Origin of the sequence: Streptomyces sp. NBC_01176, from assembly GCF_045039825.1 — a bacterium.
Taxonomy (GTDB): Bacteria; Actinomycetota; Actinomycetes; order Streptomycetales; family Streptomycetaceae; genus Streptomyces.
This window is the reverse complement of sequence record NZ_CP108600.1, coordinates 1,334,987-1,354,053: the sequence shown is the minus strand read 5'-3', so window position 1 is coordinate 1,354,053 and position 19,067 is coordinate 1,334,987. Positions and strand designations below refer to the sequence as shown.

Annotated in this window: 17 protein-coding genes; 8 read left to right on the top strand and 9 right to left on the bottom strand. The window is 70.8% G+C overall.

Translation table 11 applies throughout. The annotated features are described in order from the left end of the window. The first annotated feature begins 35 nt into the window (after positions 1–35). Positions 36–848: an SDR family NAD(P)-dependent oxidoreductase gene (locus OG199_RS05650; protein ID WP_356804640.1), complete on the top strand. Its 813-nt coding sequence runs from the start codon at positions 36–38 to the stop codon at positions 846–848. Between the two features lie 89 nt (positions 849–937). Here OG199_RS05650 and OG199_RS05645 read toward each other — a convergent pair whose 3' ends face one another. The 3 genes from OG199_RS05645 to OG199_RS05635 all read right to left on the bottom strand — a co-directional run bounded on the left by OG199_RS05645 (position 938) and on the right by OG199_RS05635 (position 3,181). Next, positions 938–1,522, bottom strand: coding sequence for a hypothetical protein (locus OG199_RS05645; protein ID WP_356804638.1), 585 nt, complete (start codon positions 1,520–1,522; stop codon positions 938–940). Between the two features lie 520 nt (positions 1,523–2,042). Continuing rightward, entirely contained in the window at positions 2,043–2,321 is a 279-nt protein-coding gene (locus OG199_RS05640) for a hypothetical protein (RefSeq protein WP_405828335.1), read from the bottom strand. Then, a complete protein-coding gene (locus OG199_RS05635; RefSeq protein WP_356804634.1) occupies positions 2,318–3,181 on the bottom strand; it encodes an isocitrate lyase/PEP mutase family protein in 864 nt (287 codons plus the stop codon). Before OG199_RS05635 ends, OG199_RS05640 begins: the two co-directional genes overlap by 4 nt. Positions 3,182–3,481: 300 nt before the next feature. Here OG199_RS05635 and OG199_RS05630 point away from each other — a divergent pair, with 300 nt between their 5' ends. Continuing rightward, positions 3,482–5,158 (top strand): TauD/TfdA family dioxygenase, encoded by a 1,677-nt coding sequence (locus OG199_RS05630; protein WP_405828333.1) that lies wholly within the window; start codon positions 3,482–3,484, stop codon positions 5,156–5,158. Between the two features lie 43 nt (positions 5,159–5,201). Here the strand turns inward: OG199_RS05630 and OG199_RS05625 are convergent, their stop codons facing one another. After that, the gene (locus tag OG199_RS05625; protein WP_356804632.1) at positions 5,202–5,987 is read right to left on the bottom strand and encodes a GntR family transcriptional regulator; all 786 of its coding nucleotides are present in this window, start codon (positions 5,985–5,987) and stop codon (positions 5,202–5,204) included. An 86-nt stretch (positions 5,988–6,073) separates the two neighbouring features. Between OG199_RS05625 and OG199_RS05620 the strand changes: the two genes are divergently transcribed. Continuing rightward, entirely contained in the window at positions 6,074–6,394 is a 321-nt protein-coding gene (locus tag OG199_RS05620; RefSeq protein WP_405828330.1) for a hypothetical protein, read from the top strand. A 367-nt stretch (positions 6,395–6,761) separates the two neighbouring features. Then, entirely contained in the window at positions 6,762–7,676 is a 915-nt protein-coding gene (locus OG199_RS05615; protein WP_401809055.1) for a YihY/virulence factor BrkB family protein, read from the top strand. 261 nt (positions 7,677–7,937) lie between these two features. Here OG199_RS05615 and OG199_RS05610 read toward each other — a convergent pair whose 3' ends face one another. After that, complete coding sequence (locus tag OG199_RS05610) at positions 7,938–10,211, bottom strand: PAS domain S-box protein (RefSeq protein WP_401809056.1); 2,274 nt, start codon at positions 10,209–10,211, stop codon at positions 7,938–7,940. Between the two features lie 802 nt (positions 10,212–11,013). Between OG199_RS05610 and OG199_RS05605 the strand changes: the two genes are divergently transcribed. Beyond that, complete coding sequence (locus tag OG199_RS05605) at positions 11,014–11,844, top strand: lamin tail domain-containing protein (RefSeq protein WP_405828328.1); 831 nt, start codon at positions 11,014–11,016, stop codon at positions 11,842–11,844. 404 nt (positions 11,845–12,248) lie between these two features. After that, on the top strand, positions 12,249–12,944 hold the full coding sequence (locus OG199_RS05600; protein WP_356799212.1) for a L,D-transpeptidase: 696 nt from the start codon (positions 12,249–12,251) through the stop codon (positions 12,942–12,944). A 51-nt stretch (positions 12,945–12,995) separates the two neighbouring features. On the opposite strand, the gene OG199_RS05595 is transcribed toward OG199_RS05600, so the two are convergent. Genes OG199_RS05595 through OG199_RS05580 form a run of 4 tightly spaced genes read right to left on the bottom strand, consistent with a single transcriptional unit; the run spans position 12,996 to position 17,460 of the window. Further along, positions 12,996–14,198, bottom strand: coding sequence for a Gfo/Idh/MocA family oxidoreductase (locus tag OG199_RS05595; RefSeq protein WP_356799113.1), 1,203 nt, complete (start codon positions 14,196–14,198; stop codon positions 12,996–12,998). Between the two features lie 13 nt (positions 14,199–14,211). Then, entirely contained in the window at positions 14,212–15,555 is a 1,344-nt protein-coding gene (locus OG199_RS05590) for an ABC transporter substrate-binding protein (RefSeq protein WP_405828326.1), read from the bottom strand. 10 nt (positions 15,556–15,565) lie between these two features. Then, entirely contained in the window at positions 15,566–16,483 is a 918-nt protein-coding gene (locus tag OG199_RS05585; protein WP_405828325.1) for a carbohydrate ABC transporter permease, read from the bottom strand. A gap of 14 nt (positions 16,484–16,497) precedes the next feature. After that, entirely contained in the window at positions 16,498–17,460 is a 963-nt protein-coding gene (locus OG199_RS05580) for a carbohydrate ABC transporter permease (RefSeq protein WP_405828323.1), read from the bottom strand. Between the two features lie 165 nt (positions 17,461–17,625). On the opposite strand from OG199_RS05580, the gene OG199_RS05575 reads away from it, so the two are divergent. Together OG199_RS05575 and OG199_RS05570 are read left to right on the top strand one after the other, a co-directional pair. Next, complete coding sequence (locus tag OG199_RS05575) at positions 17,626–18,786, top strand: ROK family protein (protein ID WP_405828321.1); 1,161 nt, start codon at positions 17,626–17,628, stop codon at positions 18,784–18,786. A 71-nt stretch (positions 18,787–18,857) separates the two neighbouring features. Next, positions 18,858–19,046: a hypothetical protein gene (locus tag OG199_RS05570; RefSeq protein ID WP_356799123.1), complete on the top strand. Its 189-nt coding sequence runs from the start codon at positions 18,858–18,860 to the stop codon at positions 19,044–19,046. Positions 19,047–19,067 lie beyond the last annotated feature (21 nt).

The following is a 19,067-nucleotide window of genomic DNA, read 5'->3' as shown; positions in this document are numbered from 1 at the left end:
GTCCGCGCGACGATCACGGCAGTACCTTCGCTGCCATGACTGCCACGACTGCCATGAGGCGCTTCGAAGGACACGGGGTTGTGATCACGGGCGCGGCCCGCGGCATCGGGGCGGCCACCGCCCGCCGGTTCGCCGACGAGGGCGCCCACGTGCTCCTCACCGACGTGGACCTGCCCGCGGCGGAGAAGACGGCCGCATCGATCCGTGACGTCGGCGGGCGGGCCGAGGCGTACGTCTGCGACGTGGGGGACCGCGCGTCCGTCGAGCGAGCCGTCGAGCATGCCGCCCACACCTTCGGCTCGCTGGACGTCCTGGTCAACAACGCCTACGGATGCACCCCCGACGAGCCGCTCTTCGAGAACGAGCCGGACGAGGTGTGGGCCCACGACCTCGACCTCACCCTGACCGGCGCCTACCGGTGCTCCCGCGCGGCGCTCCCGCACCTGGTGGCCTCCGGCCGCGGCGCGATCGTCCATATCGGCTCCGTGAACGGCATCCAGGACTTCGGCAACCACGCCTACAGCGCCGCGAAGGCGGGTCTCATGTCCCTGACCCGCACTCTCGCCGGTCACGCCGCGCCCCGGGGGGTACGCGTCAACATGGTCGCGCCGGGCACGGTCCGCACCACGGCGTGGGAGGGGCGCGACGACGACCTCGCCGTGGCCGCGGAGCTCTATCCGCTGGGGCGGGTCGGAGAGCCGGACGACATCGCCGCCGCCGTCGCCTTCCTCGCTTCCCGTGACGCGTCCTGGATCACCGGGACCACACTGTGCGTGGACGGAGGGGTGCTGGCGGTCAACACCGGGTTCCGCAACGCGCTGCGACGGAGTGCGGAGGGGACGCAGTAGGGGGTGGTGTCCGCGGAGGGGGTGCATCGGGTGCATCGGGTGCCTCCCGTTACCGTCGGCTGCGCCCCGTACGCCCTGGGTTTGTGGTGTCAAGGGGTCTTGTGCCCCCACCGCGGTCCCACCTGCTCCCACGCGCGGGCCCACTCGTCGTAGCGGCGGCGGTCGAGCCGCCAGCGGGCGAGGCGGCCGCCGGCGAACACCAGGCTGCCGAAGGCGATCGCGGCACCGGTGCCGAGGGCTCCCGCCTCGGCGGACGCCGTGCCCGGATCGGGAGGCTGGGTGGTGAGCCGTCCCTGGTGATCCAGCCAGACCACGACCTTCGACCCGGCCGGGTGGCCGGCGTTCACCAGTGTCCGGCCCGTGTGGGTGGCGCCGTCCGGACCCGTCCAGCGGACCGTCGCGCGGACACCGTCGTAGACGGGGCCGTCCCCTGTCGGCAGGGTCCGGGCCGTGTTGTCGACGAGGACGGCCGGGACCGGGTGCCGTTCGTGCCGCAACCGGGCGAAGGACGCGTCGGCGGTATGGGCGGCCACCAGACCGACGAGGGCGCCTCCCACCAGGATGACCGTCCAGACGACCAGCACGATCCAGGCTTCGACGACATCCTCGTGCCGGCGCAACGGATTGCTCCGCCACCGCCAGCACCACCGCTTCGTACGCCGTGTCCTGTGCATCGCCGCACCTCCTCGTCGTGCCTACGGCCAGGTGACGCCCGGGGGAGCGAGGGGTGGCGGGCCGACCGGACGGATCACGGGGCCGTCCGGCCCTCGTTCGCACACGGGGGCCGTTCCGTCCCGGCCGGCAGGGGCCTCGTGGGGCCCGCCCGGGGAACGGGGACCGATCGGCCCGTGCGCACCGCGGGCGCGAGGGGCCGGTGAAGGGATGTCAGGGCCAGGCGCCGGGGCGGGAAGGGCCCCACCCGCTTCTCGCGGGTCCTGATTGTGCGGTGCACGGCCGCCGGCCGCTTCTCCGCGTCCTTCCCGGGTCCTTCCCGTCCTCTCCAGGACAGCACGTGCGGCACGGAACCGCCAGGGCCGATCGGCCCTGGCCCCCTGTTCCGGGACCTCGCCCACCCCTCGTGAGCAGCAGCGGCACCGCCCGGGCCGCCGACGATTCCCGCCCGGGACGGCAGGAGCGTCGTCGGTCGAGGGGCTGCCCCGGCGCCCCGGGCGGTGCCCTGGGCGATCCCCGGTGTCAGTCGTCGTCCTCCGTGCCCTGCTCGTCCTGGTGCGCCGCCACGAGGGCCTCCACCAGGTCGACCGCGCTGCCCTCGTGGTCGCTGCCGGCCGTTCCGCTGCCTTGCTGGACGTTCGCGGCCCGGTCCACCTCGAGGATCGAGTCGGCGTGCGAGTTGTCGAGCACGGTGAGGAAGCTGTCGCCCGCGGCCGCCGGTGCCGCTGCGGCACCCAGCAGGGCCACGGCCAGTACGCCGGCCGTGCGCCGGCGCGGCGGCGGGACGCGGGGCGGTGTCACGCGCTCACGCCCTGGGGTTCCGGCCGCAGGCGCGCGATGTTGCGCTCCAGCAGCTGGGTGGCGGTCGCGACGCCGACACCGTTCGTCGTGTCCACCACCGGGAGCCGGCCGTCCGCCGCCCGGAGGTCGGCGAGCGCCGAGTGCATCGCCTGGTGGGCCGCGAACAGGCACGGTGTGCTGTAGATGGCGACGTCCACGCCGAGTTCGGACAGCTCGCCCAGGGAGAGCCGGGGCGACTTGCCGCCCGCGATCTGGTTGAAGAGCAGTGGCTTGTCACCGACCACCTTGCGGATCCGCCGGATCCATTCCACGCTGCGCACCCCGTCGACGAGCACCACGTCCGCGCCGGTCCCGGCGAGCGTCTCGGCCCGGTGCAGGATGTCGTTCTCGTCGGTCGCGTCCGTGCGGGCCACCACGAGCATGTCCTGCCGGGTCGCCAGAACCATCTCCAGCTTGGCGAGGTACTCGGACAGGGGCAGCACCTGCTTGCCGTCGGCGTGGCCGCACCGGCGCGGCCGCTTCTGGTCCTCCAGGATCACCCCCGACGCCCCGATCCGCTCCAGTCCCTCCACCACATGACAGGCGACCTCGGGATCGACGTACCCGTCGTCGATGTCCACCAGCAGATGGTGCCGCGGGAACGCGCCCCGCAGTCGCTGGACGAACGCCACCATGTCCGGCCAGGCGATGAATCCGATGTCCGGCAGCCCGTAGTACGAGGCCGCGAAGCCGAAGCCGGAGACGAACATCCCGTCGTAGTGCTCGGCCGCGATCGACGCCGAGTACATGTCGTGCACGCCGATCAGCGGAGTGGTCCCCGGCCCGGCGATCTGCTCCCTCAGCTTCTTCCCGTAAGTCAACGTCCGGTTCCTTCCTGGGGGTTGAACAGGGCGGGCGGAAAGGGCCGTCGCGACACGACACCCCTTTGCCAAGACAAAAGGATCTCTATGTCGATACGGGGTCCTCCCCTTGGGCGGGCTTTGCTCACCTCAATGGCGCAAGCGGTTCACCGGAGAAACGTCACTCGTCCCCCGTCCGGCCGCCGGGCGCCCTCGCCGGCTCGTTCATCCGCGCGCAAGCCGCGTGTCACCCCTCGCTCAACTGCGGCTGAGACCTTCACGGCATCGACAAAGTTGGCTATACAACTTAGGGAGAGAGTGATGACCACGTCACCGTCAGTCAGCAGGTCGTCCGCCGAGGAACCCGCCGTGGAGGACATGCCGCTCATGTGGCTGCGGGACAACTGCGCCTGCGCCCGGTGCCGGGACCCGCGCAACGGGCAGAAGCTGTTCCAGATCACCGAGCTGCCCGCCGGCCTCGCGCTCGGCGCGGTCCGGCGCACCGCCGACGGCGTCGAGGTCGACTGGGCACCCGACGGCCACCGCTCGGAGTACTCCACGCGGTGGCTCACGGCCAACCGACCCGGCGCCGGTACCGACAACGGCCCCGGGGACCGGCGTGGCGAGACGGGCAAGACACTGTGGACCGCCGCCGACCTGGACGGCAGGCTGCCCGAGGCCGGCTGGGCGGAGTACCTGGGCGACCCGGTCGTCAAGGCCCGCGTGCTGGACTCGGTCCTCGGGCTCGGCTTCGCCCTGCTGCGCGACGTTCCCTGCCGCGCGGGCCAGGTGCTCGAGGTGGCGGAGACCTTCGGCTACGTCCGCGAGACCAACTACGGGCGGCTGTTCGACGTACGGGTCGAACCGGACCCCAACAACCTGGCCTTCACCGGCGCGCGCATCACCCCGCACACGGACAACCCGTACCGCGACCCGGTACCCACCCTCCAACTGCTGCACTGCCTGGCCAACTCGGCGACCGGCGGTGACTCGGGTCTCGTGGACGGATTCAAGGCCGCCGCGCTGCTGCGCGCCGAGGACCCGGAGGCCTTCGCGGTGCTGACCCGCACCCCCGTGCCGTTCCGCTTCGGTGACGCCCGCACCGTACTGGAGGCCGAAAGGCCGCTGATCGACGTGGACGGCCGCGGACGGATCCGCGAGGTGCGCTTCAACAACCGCTCGATGTCCACCCTGCGGCTGCCCGCCGACGAACTGGAGGCGTTCTACCGGGCCTACCGGAAGTTCGCCGAGATCACTCTGCGCCCCGAACTCCAGCTGGACTTCCGGCTCGCGCCCGGCGACTGCCTGATCTTCGACAACGTCCGGCTGCTGCACGCCCGCACCGCCTTCGAGGAGAGCGGCGCCCGCCACCTGCAGGGCGCCTACGCCGACATCGACGCGCTGGCCGGCACCCTGGCCGTACTGCGCCGCGAACGGGAGGCGGCCGGTGCGGAGTTCCTGGACGGGCTGTCCGAACTCTTCGCGGGCGAAGGCGCGGGCGCCTACCTGGGCGAGCCGGTGACGATGGCGCAGCACATGCTGCAGGCCGCGGCGCGAGCCCAGGAGGCGGGAGCGTCCGACGCGCTGGTGGCGGCCGCCCTGCTGCACGACGTCGGCCACTTCCACGGCCCGATCACCGGCGAGGACCTGATGGCCGGCACCGACAACCGGCACAGCCACACCGGGGCGGACCGGCTGGCCGACTGGTTCGGCCCCGAGGTCACCGAGCCGATCCGGCTGCACGTGGCCGCGAAGCGCTACCTGTGCGCGGTCGAGCCCGAGTACTTCGGCCTGCTCACCGAGGCCTCCGTGTACACCCTCCAGGTGCAGGGCGGTCCGATGTCCGCGCCCGAGGTCGCCGAGTACGAGGCGAATCCGTACGCGGCGGACGGCGTCGCGGTGCGGCGCTGGGACGACGAGGGCAAGGACCCCGAGGCGTCGGCCCCCGACTTCGCGCACTTCCGGCCGCTGCTCGCCGCACTGCTGCGGACCGCCTGATCAGGCCGTCCGTCGCCGAACATCCGGCCGGGCCGGTGTGTGCTCAGGTGTCGCCGGCCGGGCGGCGGGCCAGCGAGCCGGAGGCGGCCGAACTGTGGACGGTGAAGGCCACGGTGTCCGGCAGGTACCGGTCGTCGGACCATTCGATCGGAGTGCCTGCCGGGTCCGTGCTGCACCGCCGTTCGCGCAGCAACGGGTCGCCGGCCCGGCAGCCGAGCAGCCGGGCGTCCTCCGCGTCGGCCGGGCACAGGTCGATGGTGTGCTGCGCGTCCGCGAACAGCACACCCCGCTCCTCCAGGGCCACCGTGTACGACACGGTGTCCGGCGGCAGCTCGGCGACCAGTTCACCGACGGCCGGCGGGAATACGGTGCGCTCCACCATCGCGGGCCGACCCGACAGCGTACGAAGCCGCCGTACGTGGTGGACCTCGGTCCCCTCGGGCAGGCGCAGTTGTGCGCACTCGGTCGCGTCGGCGGGCCGGGTCTCCGTGGCGATCATCAGGCCGCCGGGTTCCTCGCCCATCGAGCGTGCCCAGCGGGTGAAGCTGAGCAGTTCGCCGAAGCTCTGCGGCCGGGGCATCCCGATCACGACCCGCCGGGTACCGCGCCGCGAGGCGACCAGCCCCTCGGTCCGCAGCAGGGCCATCGCCTGACGGACCGTGCCCCGGGAGACGCCGTACCGTTCGGCCAGCTCGCCCTCGGCGGGCAGCCGTCCGCCGGAGCCGTATCTGCCCTCGCCGATCTCCCGGCCCAGGTCCGCCGCCACCCTCCGGTACAGCGCCTGGTCCTTCGCCGCGCGTTTCCCGGTCCCGGCCGCGCCGTCCGTCACCGTGTGTCTCTCCGTCCTGCCCTGCCGCGGCCCTGCTCGACCGGGCGGCGGATGTGCTCCGACCAGGGAGCCTAGCCGGGTTCGCCGTGGGTACGGCCGACCTCCGCCCTCACCCGCCCCTCATCGTGGGGTCGAGGGACGCGCGGGCCGGGCTCCCTTCCTTCGGTTCCGGACGCGAGCCGCGGGCCGAGGCCGAAGACGGGGAGCGGCGGGCCTCGATCGACCTGGACCGGATCGCCGAATACGGGGTACCCGTCCCCGACAGGGCGCGCGACGTGCGGGAGAACGTCGTCTCGGTGGTGAAGGTCTCACCGTCCTGCAAGTGGTCGAAGCGACCTGACCGTCGACGACGTCCACCGACCGACGGCAACACCCTCGACGCCTTCGCCGACTCCCGGACGCAGTGACTGGGCGCAGGTCCCGAGTGAGCTCATACCGTCGGTCGACCGGGGGAGAGGTGGAGAAGGAGGGTGAGCGGGCCACCACCCACGCCGACGTCACCGCCGCGACCCGCCGGGTCATCGGCGGCTCGCGGCTACGACACGCCCCGCGGGACAGGATCGTGCTGCGCACGGAGCCGGTGGGGCGGCCGACGCGACCCGAGGCCGAGGAGTCGCGGGCGCCCGCCCCGGTGGCGACGGCGCACGAATCGGAGAGGAAGACGAAGGCTGATGGAACAGCCCCGCCCGGCGGCCGACCGGACCGCGCACGCCGCGACCCCGTACCGTCTCGTCACCCGGGCGCACTTCAGCGCCCACGCGCACCGGAGCACTCATGTCCGCTGACCCCCGTACGGACGGCCTCGCCGACGCCCGGCCCCTCCGGGCGGCGCGCCCGGCCGCGTTCCGGCCACCCGCCGCCTGGTGGCCGGCGCTGCGCCGCACGCCGGTGTCGATGTGGAACGACGACGTCTCCGACTGGGCGGCGGCGCTGACCTACTACGCGATCCTGACCGTCCTCCCCGCCCTGCTGGTCATGGTCATCGCGTTCGGTCTGATCAGTCCGGACACCGCGGAGCAGTTCACCGAGCACGTCACCACCCACGCGCCCGCGCAGTCCGGCGCCGAACTGCACGGCGTCCTGGCCGGGACCCTGCGCGAACGTTCGGCCGCCTGGACCCTGCTCGTCACGGGTTCCGCGAGCGCGCTGTGGTCGGCCATCAGCTATCTCGCCGTGTTCCGCCGCGCCCTGCACCGCATGCACCAGGTCAAGGACTCGCGTTCCGCCTGGCGCACGGCGCACCGCATCGTGCTGACCGCCCTCACGCTGCTCGGCCTGCTGGTGGTCAGCGCCGTCCTGCTCCTCCTGACCGGGCCCGTCGCCGAGGCGCTGGGGCATGCCCTGGGACTCGACGCCACGGCGGCCCTGGCCTGGAACCTGCTGCGCTGGCCGCTGCTGCTGTGTCTCGTGGTGGTGCTGGTGGTCGTCGTCTTCCACGCGGGTCCCCCTCCCGCCCGCCGGCGCGGTCTCAGCCTGCCCGGGGGAGTTCTGGCCGCCGCGCTGTGGCTCGCGGTCTCCGCGGGCTTCGCCCTGTACGCCTCGGCGCTGAGCAACTACAGCCGGCTGTACGGCTCGCTGGCCGGTGCGGTGGTCTTCCTGGTCTGGCTGTGGCTGTCCAACCTCGCCCTGCTCGCCGGAGCGCAGTTCACCGCCGAACTCGCCAAGGCGGCCCCCAGGAGTGCCCGCTGACAATATGTGACTTTGGTGTGTAGATATCGTTGTATCCGTGTGAACACTCGTCATGACTCCAGTCCGCAGCAGCAGGTTCTCGCCGCTCTCCTCGGCGCCTACTGGCTCGACTCGCCGCCGCAGTACCACGGCCGGTACACCTCACGCGCCGACGGCCCGCCGTCCGCTTCGAGGACGGAGACGACACGGCCGTCACGACAGGAGCGCGACGGGCCGCCCACGGGGAGCCCGGGTCGTTAGTCGGGCCGGAGAGTCGTTTCCTCAGAGACCGAGGGTGAACCAGGTCGTCTTGCCCTCGTCGGTGGGCCGCACGCCCCAGTCGTCGGCGAGGGCGCGTACCAGGATCAGGCCCCGGCCCGACTCCGCGTCCTCGGGCGCCAGGCGCGGCTGGGGAAGATGCGGGCTGTGGTCGCTGACCTCGACGGTGAGATCGGTCGCGGTCCGGCACACGTGCAGGCGGATGGGGCCCTGGGCGTGCTGCACCGCGTTGGTCAGCACCTCGGAGAGCAGCAGCCGGGCGTCGTCGGCCAGGGCGGTGCAATCCCAGGAGGTGAGGGCCTTGCCGAGGAAGGCACGGCCCTCGGGCACGGACTCGGGGACGGCGGGCAGGCCGGTGGTGACAGCGGCCAGGGGCGCGGCGGGGAGCCGGGCCAGCAGCAGGGTGACGTCGTCGTTGTGGCTCTCGGGGTCGGGCAGGAGTGCGGTCAGCACGTGATCGGCCGCCGCCTCCAGGTCGGGGGCGGTGGTGAACAGCCGGCTCAGCGTGGTGGTGAGCTTCCTGAGCTGGTCCTCGATGTCACTGCCGGGGGTCTCGATCAGCCCGTCGGTGTAGAGCACGAGCGTCGCGCCGGGTGGGACGACCACGCTGGACTGCTGGTAGAGGACGCCGCCGACCCCGAGCGGCGCGTTCACGGGCACCGGGAGCGGGCGGGCGCCGTCGCCGGGGGTGGCGACGAGGGTGGGCAGGTGACCGGCCGAGCAGATCGTCACCTCGCCCGCGTCCGAGGCGATCACCAGATAGCAACAGGTGACCAACTGGTCCGGCACGTCCAGGTCGGTGACACAGGTGTCGAGGGCCTGCATGAGCTGACGCGGCTGCATGCCGGTCTTGGCCAGGGCGTGCGCGGCGGAGCGCAACTGTCCCATGACGGCCGCCGCTTCCAGACCGCGGCCCATCACGTCGCCGATCAGGACTCCGACCCGGCCGGCCCCCAGGGGGATGAGGTCGAACCAGTCGCCGCCCACGCCCGCCCCCTGGGTCGCGGGCCGGTAGCGGCTGGCGGTGGACAGACCGGGGATGGCCGGAGGGGTGCCCATCAGGCTGCGCTGCAGGGTCAGCGCGATGTGCCGCTGCTGCTCGTAGAGGGCGGTCAGCTCGGCCTCGGCACGCTTGCGGTCGCCGATGTCCCGTACGATCGCGCACGCGCCGACGACCGTGCCGTCCGCGGCGCGGGTCGGCCACAGCGTGATGTCGACGTCCAGCAGGTCACCGGAGCGGGTGAGCCGTAACGTCTCGAAGTGCTCGACCTTCTCCCCGCTGCCCAGCCGCTCCATGAGGGCGTCGATCTCGTCCCGGTGCTCGGACGGAGCGAGCACGGACACGTGCCGGCCCATCACCTCCTCCGGGACGTAGCCGTACAGCCTTTGCGCGGCGGCGTTCCAGTACGTGATGTCGCCGTCGAGGGTCTTGGCGAGGATCGCGTCCTGGGAGGACTCCACGAGCCCGGCCAGCTCGTTGATGCGTTCCTCGGCGGCTTTGCGGTCGCTGACGTCGCGGACGGCGGCGGAGAGGAGGAGGCCGTCGGTGGTTTCGAGGGGGGAGAGGCTGATCTCGACGGGGAATTCGGTGCCGTCCTTGCGGAGGCCGTTGAGTTCGAGTCCGGCGCCCATGGGGCGTACCTGGCGGTTGTTGGCGTAGCCGTTGCGGTGGTGGGTGTGGTGGGTGCGGAAGCGGCCGGGGACGAGGATTTCGACGGGGTGGCCGAGGAGTTCTTCGCGTCGGTAGCCGAAGAGGGATTCGGTCTGTGCGTTGACGAGTCTGATGGTGCCGGTGTCGTCGACGATGACCATGGCGTCCGGTGCCGCCTCCAGGAGTCCCCGGAACCGTTCCTCGGCGGCTTTGCGGTCGCTGACGTCGCGGACGGCGGCGGAGAGGAGGAGGCCGTCGGTGGTTTCGAGGGGGGAGAGGCTGATCTCGACGGGGAATTCGGTGCCGTCCTTGCGGAGGCCGTTGAGTTCGAGTCCGGCGCCCATGGGGCGTACCTGGCGGTTGTTGGCGTAGCCGTTGCGGTGGTGGGTGTGGTGGGTGCGGAAGCGGCCGGGGACGAGGATTTCGACAGGGTGGCCGAGGAGTTCTTCGCGTCGGTAGCCGAAGAGGGATTCGGTCTGTGCGTTGACGAGTCTGATGGTGCCGGTGTCGTCGACGATGACCATGGCGTCCGGTGCCGCCTCCAGCAGCCCCCGGAACCCCTCCTCGGCGTCCTTGGGCGCTGCCCCGTCCAGCAGGGCCCCGCACCGGCACGGTTCCTGGAACACCGCACCGACGGCCCGAGTTGAATGCGATCCGACGAAGTCGCCCATGTCCGCCCCAGGTGTGCTGTTCGCTCTGAATCGGGCCATCCCAGCGGAATGGGGCGGAGCCCGCCCCGCCATGTCGGTTACTGGCTTCACAACGGCCGAATCTGCCCGGCGGCGTTACGTCAACTGACCGTCTGCCGCCGCAGTCGTCTCGTAGTCGGTGGGGAGGCTGACCGGCCCGCGTGTCCGGGCACCGCACCGCGCCTGGCCGACCGATGACGTGACGGCGTGGGCCGAGGGTGCGAGTCCGTGCAGGTCCTGCCACCGGGAGGTGGTGGCCCGCCGGGTCCGGGGTGGGTGGGCGGTGGACGGGTGTTCGGGATGTCACTGGGTTGGCCGCATGGGCGGGGCGGCGGTTGTTACTCACTTTCGAGTGACAGGTGGGGTGACGCGAGGTCGACACGTGAGGTAATTGCCGCTGTTTTGTGGGGATTTGGTGCCAATGGGACGATATCGGGCGATAGGTGTATATTACAGGCGAGAGTCATGGTCGTGTTGTCGGTAGGTAATGCCGTGCGGGTGGTGGGCTCGAGCGGCGTGATCGGGCGGGAGAGTGTGGTTCTCGGCCAGCGGGCCGGGACCCAAACCCGCGGATCCTGATGTGTGGTCCGCCCGTTCCCTCTAGGGGGCGTTCGTGTCTGTTTCGCAGTCTGTGATGGTTCGTCGTGCTGCCGCGGCTGCGGTGGCTGCCGGTGTGGTGGTGGGTGTGGCGGCGCTGCCGGCGTCGGCGGACCAGGGGCGGCTTCCGTTTCGTGCGCAGGTGCAGATCAGCCAGGTGCAGTACGACTCTCCGGGCTGGGACTCGGGGAGCAACGCGTCGCTGAACAAGGAGTGGGTGGAGGTGACGAACACGGGCCGTTACGGGGTCAACCTGAACGGCTGGACGCTGGCGGGTCGTGACGGCCGCGCGTACGTGTTCCACCTGCGCCTGGGAGGCCGTGAGACGGTGCGGGTGCACACGGGAGTGGGGCGTGACGCGGGCCGGAACGTGTACCAGGACCGTCGTAACTACGCCTGGGACAACCGCTCGGACACCGCGACGCTGCGCAATGACCGTCTTCGTGTGATCGACGTGGTGTCGTGGGGCCGCGGACCCATCGGCGGCGGTCACGTGCTTCCCGGTCGTCACCTCGGCCGCGGTCACGTGCTTCCCGGTCGTCACTACGGCCGCGGCCACGTGCTTCCCGGCCGTCACCACGGTCGTGGGCACCAGCTGCCGGTCGGTCACGGCCACGTGCTCCCCGGTGGAAACAACGGCCGCGGCCACGAGCTGCCGATCGGTCACATCGGCCGTGGCAACGGGCTGCCGGTCGGCCACGTCGGTCGCGGTACCGAGCTGCCCGGTGGTCACATCGGCCGTGGCAACGGGCTGCCGGTCGGTCACGTGGGTCGCGGTACCGAGCAGCCGGTCGGTCACATCGGCCGTGGTACCGAGCAGCCGGTCGGTCACATCGGCCGTGGTACCGAGCAGCCGGTCGGCCCCATCGGCCGTGGCACCGAGCAGCCGGTCGGTCACATCGGTCGCGGTACCGAGCTGCCCGGCGGCCACCTGGGCAATGGCGGTCACGGCCTCGGCCTCGGCCGTCACTGACACCACCGACAGGCGGACGCGGTAAGCGAACCCGTCCGCTCGCCTCCTGGAGGGCGTGCCACCGACCATCGGTCGGTGGCACGCCCTCTTTGTGCTGCCCCGACACCAGAAAAGCGCATAAAAGGGAGCAAGCGCGACTCCTGCTCCATGTCGGTCATTGAGGTGGCGGGAACGGGCGTTCGCCTCTGCCCGGCGACCCGAGGCATACTTCATCGACGACTGGAGCGGGTCTGCTCCCGCGCCCCCGAGGTTCATCGCCGCACCGGGAGGGGCGTTCGATTCCGACGGTCAATGTCACCGTTTCGTCGCAGCCTGAGCCGCCGCGCAACGCAGGTGCGCCGACGCGTGTCTAGCAGACGGAACACCGAAGGAATCACCAGGACATGCAGAGGGAAGGGCCCGCCATGGGTGACGTACGCAGACGGGGAGCCGTCGCGCTGGGGATCACCGGACTTGTCGCACCGTTGGCACTCGCGCTGGGCACGGCGCCCGCGCAGGCCGCCAGCTGCACGACGCAGACCGGCCCGTATCAGAAGCAGGTGGAGAAGTTCCTCGGCCGCCCGGTCGACGGCAGGCAGTCCACCGCCGACTGCAAGGCGACCCAGGCCTTCCAGACCAAGCACGGCATCACCCCGAACGCGGGGTACGCGGGATCCGTCACCTGGGGCGTGATGGACCTCATGAACAAGCAGAAGGCCGTCGGCACCAAGCCCAACAAGGACGGCAAGTGCCCGGTCAACAAGGGCCGCATAGCCTGCGTGAACCTCACGCTCCAGCTCAGCTGGATCCAGGACGGCAGCAGGCTGGTCTACGGCCCGGTGCCCGTCCGCACGGGGCGCGACGGCTACGAGACCCGCACCGGCCTGAAGAAGATCTACTGGCGTGACCTCCATCACGTGTCGAGCATCTACAACGTGTCGATGCCCTACAGCCAGTTCTTCGACGGCGGCCAGGCCTTCCACTCGGTCGGCGTCTCCATGTGGAACCCGCCGGGCTCGCACGGCTGCGTCAACATGACCTCGACCACCGCCAAGAAGTACTGGTCGCTCCTGAAGAACGGCGACGACGTCTTCGTGTACGGCCGGAAGCCGGGCACCTGACCGCGCCAAGAGCCGGGCACCCGCCGTGCCCGGCTCGCCGAGGACCGGGCCTCACGCCTCGGGCGCGTCCCCGAAGTCCGGGATCTCCATCCTGACCCCGCCCCGCCGCGCGGACTCGTGCGCGACGATGCCCGGCAGGGTGTAGCGGGCGGCGACCCACGCGTTCACCGACGGCAGTGTCCGCGCGTTGACCGCGGTCACGAAGTCGTCGGCCAGGAAGTGGTGACTGCCCTCGTGACCGTTGTGGAGACGGTCGAAGGCACGGGGCAGCCGCGCCCGGTCATGGACGGGCGCGGACCCGGACGTGAACGCGGCCCGCAGCGCCGGGGCGATGTGCTGGAGCGACGGATCGTCGGGCGCCAGCGTCGGCTTCGGCTCCAGCAGCTCGGTGATGTCCCGCACCCCCTTCTTGTCCTGCCAGAAGCTCACCGTGGCGAGCTGCTCCATGCTGGCGTCGGTGCCGAAGAACCGGAAACGCGATTCCCGGATGTGCGAGGGATAGCCGACCCGCCGGAACTCGTTGGTACGGAACGAGCCGCCGCCCGCCACCTCGAACAGCGCGGTCGCGTTGGAGAAGTCGTTGCCGAACTGGCTGATCTCCTTGTCGAAGACACCGTCCCCGCGTTCGTCGCGCACCCCGATCGCGGACACGCTCACCGCGTGCGTCCGCCAGGCCCCCAGCACCCCGCCCACCGAGTGCGTCGGGTAGAGAAGCGGGGGATAGCTGGCGGTAGCCTTCCAGTTCTCGCCGCCGCTGTACCGGTACGCGTCGTAGAACCCCAGGTCCATGTCGTGGACGTAGTCGCCCTCCGCGTAGAACAGCCGGCCGAAGGCACCCTCGGCGATCTGGTTGCGGGCGTGCACGGTCGCCGGGTTGTACTGGCTGGTCTCGCCCATCATGTACGTCAGCCCGGTGGCCCGTACGGCGTCGATGATCGCCGCGATCTCCTCCGTGGAGACCGCCATCGGCACGGCCGAGTACACGTGCTTGCCGGCGTTCAGCCCCTGCAGCACCAGGGGGCCGTGTGTCCAGCGCTGGGTGAAGATCGCGACCGCGTCCACGGCCTTCGACTCCAGCATCGCCTCGTACGAGGGGAAGGTGCCGGACAGTCCTTCGGCGGCGGCCAGCCGCTCGGCCCGCTCGGGCAGGAGATCGGTGACGTGGACCTCGCGGACGCCCGGGTGAGCGAGGAACAGCCTGGCGAACTGCCCGGAGAACTGCCCGGCGCCGACGATGCCGAGGGAGAACGTCATGAATGCGTGTCCTTCACTGGTCGAGAATCAGGTTGATCTGGCCGTTGGTCCTGCTCAGCCCGCTCACGGGCGCGTGGTTGGCGTAGATGTCCTGCATCGCGGGGTGCATGAGTGCGAAGACGTCCGCCGCGTAGTCGGTGATGGGATAGGAGAAGGTCGTGAAGTCCTTGCCGTCGGCGACCGGCCGGGTGAAGGCCGTGACGTCGATGCCCTTCTTCCGGTAGGCGGCGACCGCGGCCCGGGTGCCTGCCGAGGTGGCGGGGAAGACGATCCCGTACCGCCCGACCGTGCGCTGGCACCCGGCCGAGGCCAGATAGGCCACCCACTTCTCCGCGCCCTTCTTGTTGCGGGCGTTCTTGGTGACCGAGTCGGCGAGGCCGTTCATCATCGTCGCGCGCTTGCCGGTGGGGCCGACGGGAGTGACGGCGGTGCCCGGGTCGAGACCCTTGGAGCCGTAGTACGTGGAGATCATCCACGCGCCGTCGAAGGCGGTCGCCGCCCGGCCCGAGGCGAGCTGGGCGTTGGGCGGGTTCGCGCCCTCGCTGTAGTCGGTGAACGGCGCGAGGTATCCCTTGCGGGCCAGACCGAAGTACCACTTCACGACGGACTGGAAGGTCCCACTGTCGTAGCGGTACCTGGTTCCCCACCGCTTCCTGTCGGTGTACGTCCAGCCGGCCGAGCCGGTGAAGGGGCTCCACTGGGTCTGGCCGTCGCCGTCGCCCGCGCCGCCGGTGGCCAGCCCGTACACCTTGACGTGGTGCTTGTCGAAGCCGGGTTCGTCGCCGCGCCTGCCGTTCTCGTCGACGGTGAGGTGCGCGAGGGCCTTCTCGAAGGTGCCTCCGTCCCGCGGGTTCCAGGAGAGGCTGTTGAGGTCCCGCGCGGACAGGCCGGCCGCCCCGGTCATCTTGCGGTTGTAGAAGAGCGCCACGGTGTCCCAGTCCTTCGGGGCTCCGTAGCGGTGGCCGTCCCGGCCGGTCCAGTTGGCGGCCAGCCCCGACTGGTAGGAGGAGTTCTCGATGCCCAGGCCGTCGAGCGGCTCCAGCACCTCGAGACCGGCGAACTGCCCGAACTTCTGTATGTGGTCGGTGAACACGTCCGGCTGGGTGCCGGCGATGAAGCTCGCGGTGAGCTTGGTCCAGTAGTCGTTCCAGCCCCATTGGGTGATGTCGACGTGGAGGCCCGGGTTCTCCTTCGCGAAGTCCTTCGCGCAGGCCTGGTAGGCGGGCAGTTGGTTGGCGTCCCACAGCCAGTACGTCACCGTGTGCGCGGACGATCCCGCCGTACCGCCCTTCGCGCACCCGCTCACCAGGGACAGCGCCAGCGCCCCGGTCAGCGCCACGACCGCACGAAATCGCATGCCCGTCCCCTTACTTGACGCCGGTGAAGCCGATGGAGCCGACGATCCGCCGCGCGAAGGTCCCGAACAGCACGAGCATCGGGAGCGCCGCGACGAGCGTCGCCGCCATCAGCCCCGACCAGTCGGTGCCCGTCTGCGGGGTCTGCGCCCGGAAGACGGCCAGGGCCACGGTCAGCACACGTGAACTGTCGCTGTAGGACACCATCAGCGGCCAGAAGTAGTCGTTCCAGGAGGTGATGTACGTCAGCACGGTCAGTGTGAGGACCGGTGTCGACGCCATCGGCAGCAGCACCCGGAAGAAGATCCGCACCTTCCCGGCGCCGTCGAGCAGAGCGGCCTCCTCGACCTCACGAGGCACGTTCATGAAGAACTGCCGCAGGAAGAACACGGCGAACGGCGTCATGAACATCGTGGGCAGAGCGATCCCCAACAAGGTGTCGATCAGGCCGAGTTGTTTGATCAGGACGAAGTTCGGAAGCAGGGTGAAGATCGCGGGCACCATCAGCCCCGCCAGGAAGAGACCGAACACCCTGTCCCGGCCGCGCCAGCGCAACCGCGCGAAGGCGTAGGCGGCCATGGCCGAGAAGAGGATCTGACAGACGGTGACCAGGGTAGACACGACGACCGAGTTGAGGAGGTAGCGCCAGAACACCAACCCGCCGCCCGAACCGCCCTGCGCGATGGCCTCCTTGGTGGACTGCAGGCCCAGGGCCCGGGCGAAGCCGCCGCCGGTGAGGCCCACCGGCAGGGGGTTGCCGGGGTCGGCGGCGAGCGCCGCGTCGGAGGAGAGCGCGGTGCGCAGGATCCAGTAGAACGGCAGCAGGGTGACGAGTGCGAACGCGCCCATCGCCGCCCAGGCGGCGGCCCGTCCGAGGGTGAGCCGGCGCCGGGCCGGCCGCAGCGGCGCCATCGTTGCCATCGCGGTCATGACGACTCTCCCGCTCAGCCGAGGTCGGTGTGGCCGGCCCGGGTGAGCCGGTACTGGACGAAGGTGATCGCGCTCAGCACGACCAGCAGGGCGACGGACATCGCCGAGGCGTAGCCGAACTGGAAGCGGCCGAAGGCGGAACCGTAGATGTAGTACTGGAGCACGTTGGTCGCGTTCGCCGGGCCGCCCGCCGTCGTGACGGCGACCGTGTCGAAGACCTGGAACGAACCGATCACGGTCATGATCAGTACGACGGCGAGCACCGGCCGCAGCAGCGGGAGGGTGATCCGCCAGAACATCCGCCACTCGCCCGCCCCGTCGACCTTCGCCGCCTCGTACATGTCGGCAGGGATGGCCTGCAGCCCGGCGAAGAGCAGGAGTGCGGTGTAGCCGACGTGCCGCCACACGTTGATCAGGGCGATGGTCGGTATCGCCCAGGTCTCGTCGGCCAGGAACGGGACGCGGCCGAAGCCGAGGCCCTGGAGGATCTCGTTGCCGATGCCGAGCTGCGTGTCGAGCATCCAGAGCCAGACGATGCCCGCGACGACGTTCGACACCAGGTACGGAGTGAGGACGACCGCGCGCAGCACCGCGGATCGGGTCAGACGCTGCAGCAGCACGGCGACGGCCAGCGCCGCGACCGTCTGCACGCCGATGTTGATGAACACGTACTCGACGGTGACCGACAGCGAGTCCCAGAAGATGGGGTCGTCGACCATCCGGACGTAGTTGTCGAGCCCCACCCACTCGGCGGGCGTGAGCAGGTTGAAGCGGGTGAAGCTCAAGTAGATCCCGCGCAGTGTCGGCCAGAGCAGGAACACGAGGAAGCCCAGCATGGCCGGGGCGATGAACAGGGCCGCGAGGGGGCCGTCGCCCCGCCCCTCGCGCTCCCGGACCCCGCGGACCTGCGACGCGGACCGCGGCCCCGCGACGCCGCGCGGCGGCAGGCGCGACGGGGGACTGGAGGCGACGGTCATCGGCAGACTCCCTCGGCTGCTACTCATCCTCGGGTCACTTACTTTCGAGGTGGAAGAATCCATCCGTCAAGAGTCGCGCGCACTTCTGTGCAGGACCCGACCGGCGTCCTAAAGTGCGAGCATTACTTCCAGGGCAAAAGGAAATCTTGGAGGAGTCCGACGCTCATGACCACACCTGCCGCCAGCTGGCTGCCGCTGAGTCCCGGGGAACGGGCGGTGGCGATCGAGGTGCTCGTGCACGGACCGCTGTCGCGCAGCGAGATCGCGCGCCGGCTGAACCTCTCGGCGGGCAGCCTCACCCGGCTGACCAAACCCCTGATCGAGTCGGGCCTGCTGATCGAGGCCGGCGGATCGGGGGAGGAGGCCGCGGTGCGCCAGGGGCGCCCCTCACAACCCCTGGACATCGTCGCCGAATCCCGCGCGTTCATCGGATTCAAGATCACCGGAGACCGGGTCTACGGGGTCGTCACCACCCTGCGCAGCGACATCGTGGCGCGCCACGACCGCCCGCTCACCACCCACGATCCGGCCGAAGTCGCCGACCTCCTGGGGGAGATGACCGAGGAGTTCACACACGCCTTCCCGGCACCGGCCGGTATCGGCATCGGCGTCGGCGGCCGGGCCGAGAAACGGGCGGTCGTCGTCGAGTCCGCCTTCCTCGGCTGGAGCGACGTCCCGCTGGCCGAACTCGTCGGGGAGCGCACCGGTCTGCCCGTGGTGGTCGAGAACGACGTCGCCGCGCTGGTCGAGGCCGAGACCTGGTTCGGCGCGGGCCGTGGCCTCGACCGCTTCGCGGTCCTCACCATCGGCGCCGGGATCGGCTACGGCCTCGTCCTCGGCGGCAGACGGGTGCCCTCCCCCGAGGACGGCCGGGGCATCGGCCGCCGGTGGTTGGTGAACCCGCAGGGCCCCCTCACCCCCGAGGGCGAACGCGGCAGCGCCGTCTCACTGCTCACCATCCCCAGCATCCGCTACCAGGTCCGGGCCGCCACCGGGCAGGACGCGACGTACGAGGAGATCCTCGCCCGGGCGGCCGCAGGTGACCCCCTGTCAGCTCGCGTCGTCGACGAGGCGGCCCGCGCGCTCGGCGTCCTCGTCGCGCAGATCGCCAACTTCGCCATGCCCCAGAAGATCCTGCTCGCCGGAGAGGGCGTCGGCCTCGTCGACGTGGCGGGCCGCGTCGTCGAGGAGACCGTCCTCGCCCACCGGCATCCGCTGGCCGATTCCGTCGACCTGGAGACGAAGGTGTCCGACTTCCACGACTGGGCCCGCGGAGCCGCCGTGTTGGCGATCCAGGTGCTCGTGCTGGGATCGGCCGACGAATGAGTGATCAGGTTCACGGTCCGTATTGTCGCCCGGTGTACCTTTGCTCACATCGCCTTCACGCCAGGGCCCGTATGCTTCACACCATGTCCACCACTCCTGAAAGCGACTCCGTGCGCTCTGCCACCGATGTCAACGAGGAGATCCGGGCCCTTTGGTTCCGTGCCGGTGGGACGCTGAGCGGGGAGGAGCGGCGGGAGTACCAGCGGCTCGTCCTGGAGTGGGCGGAGGCCGCCCCTCCGTCGCCCACCCATGCGGCGTGACCCCGCTCGGCCGCCCAGCGC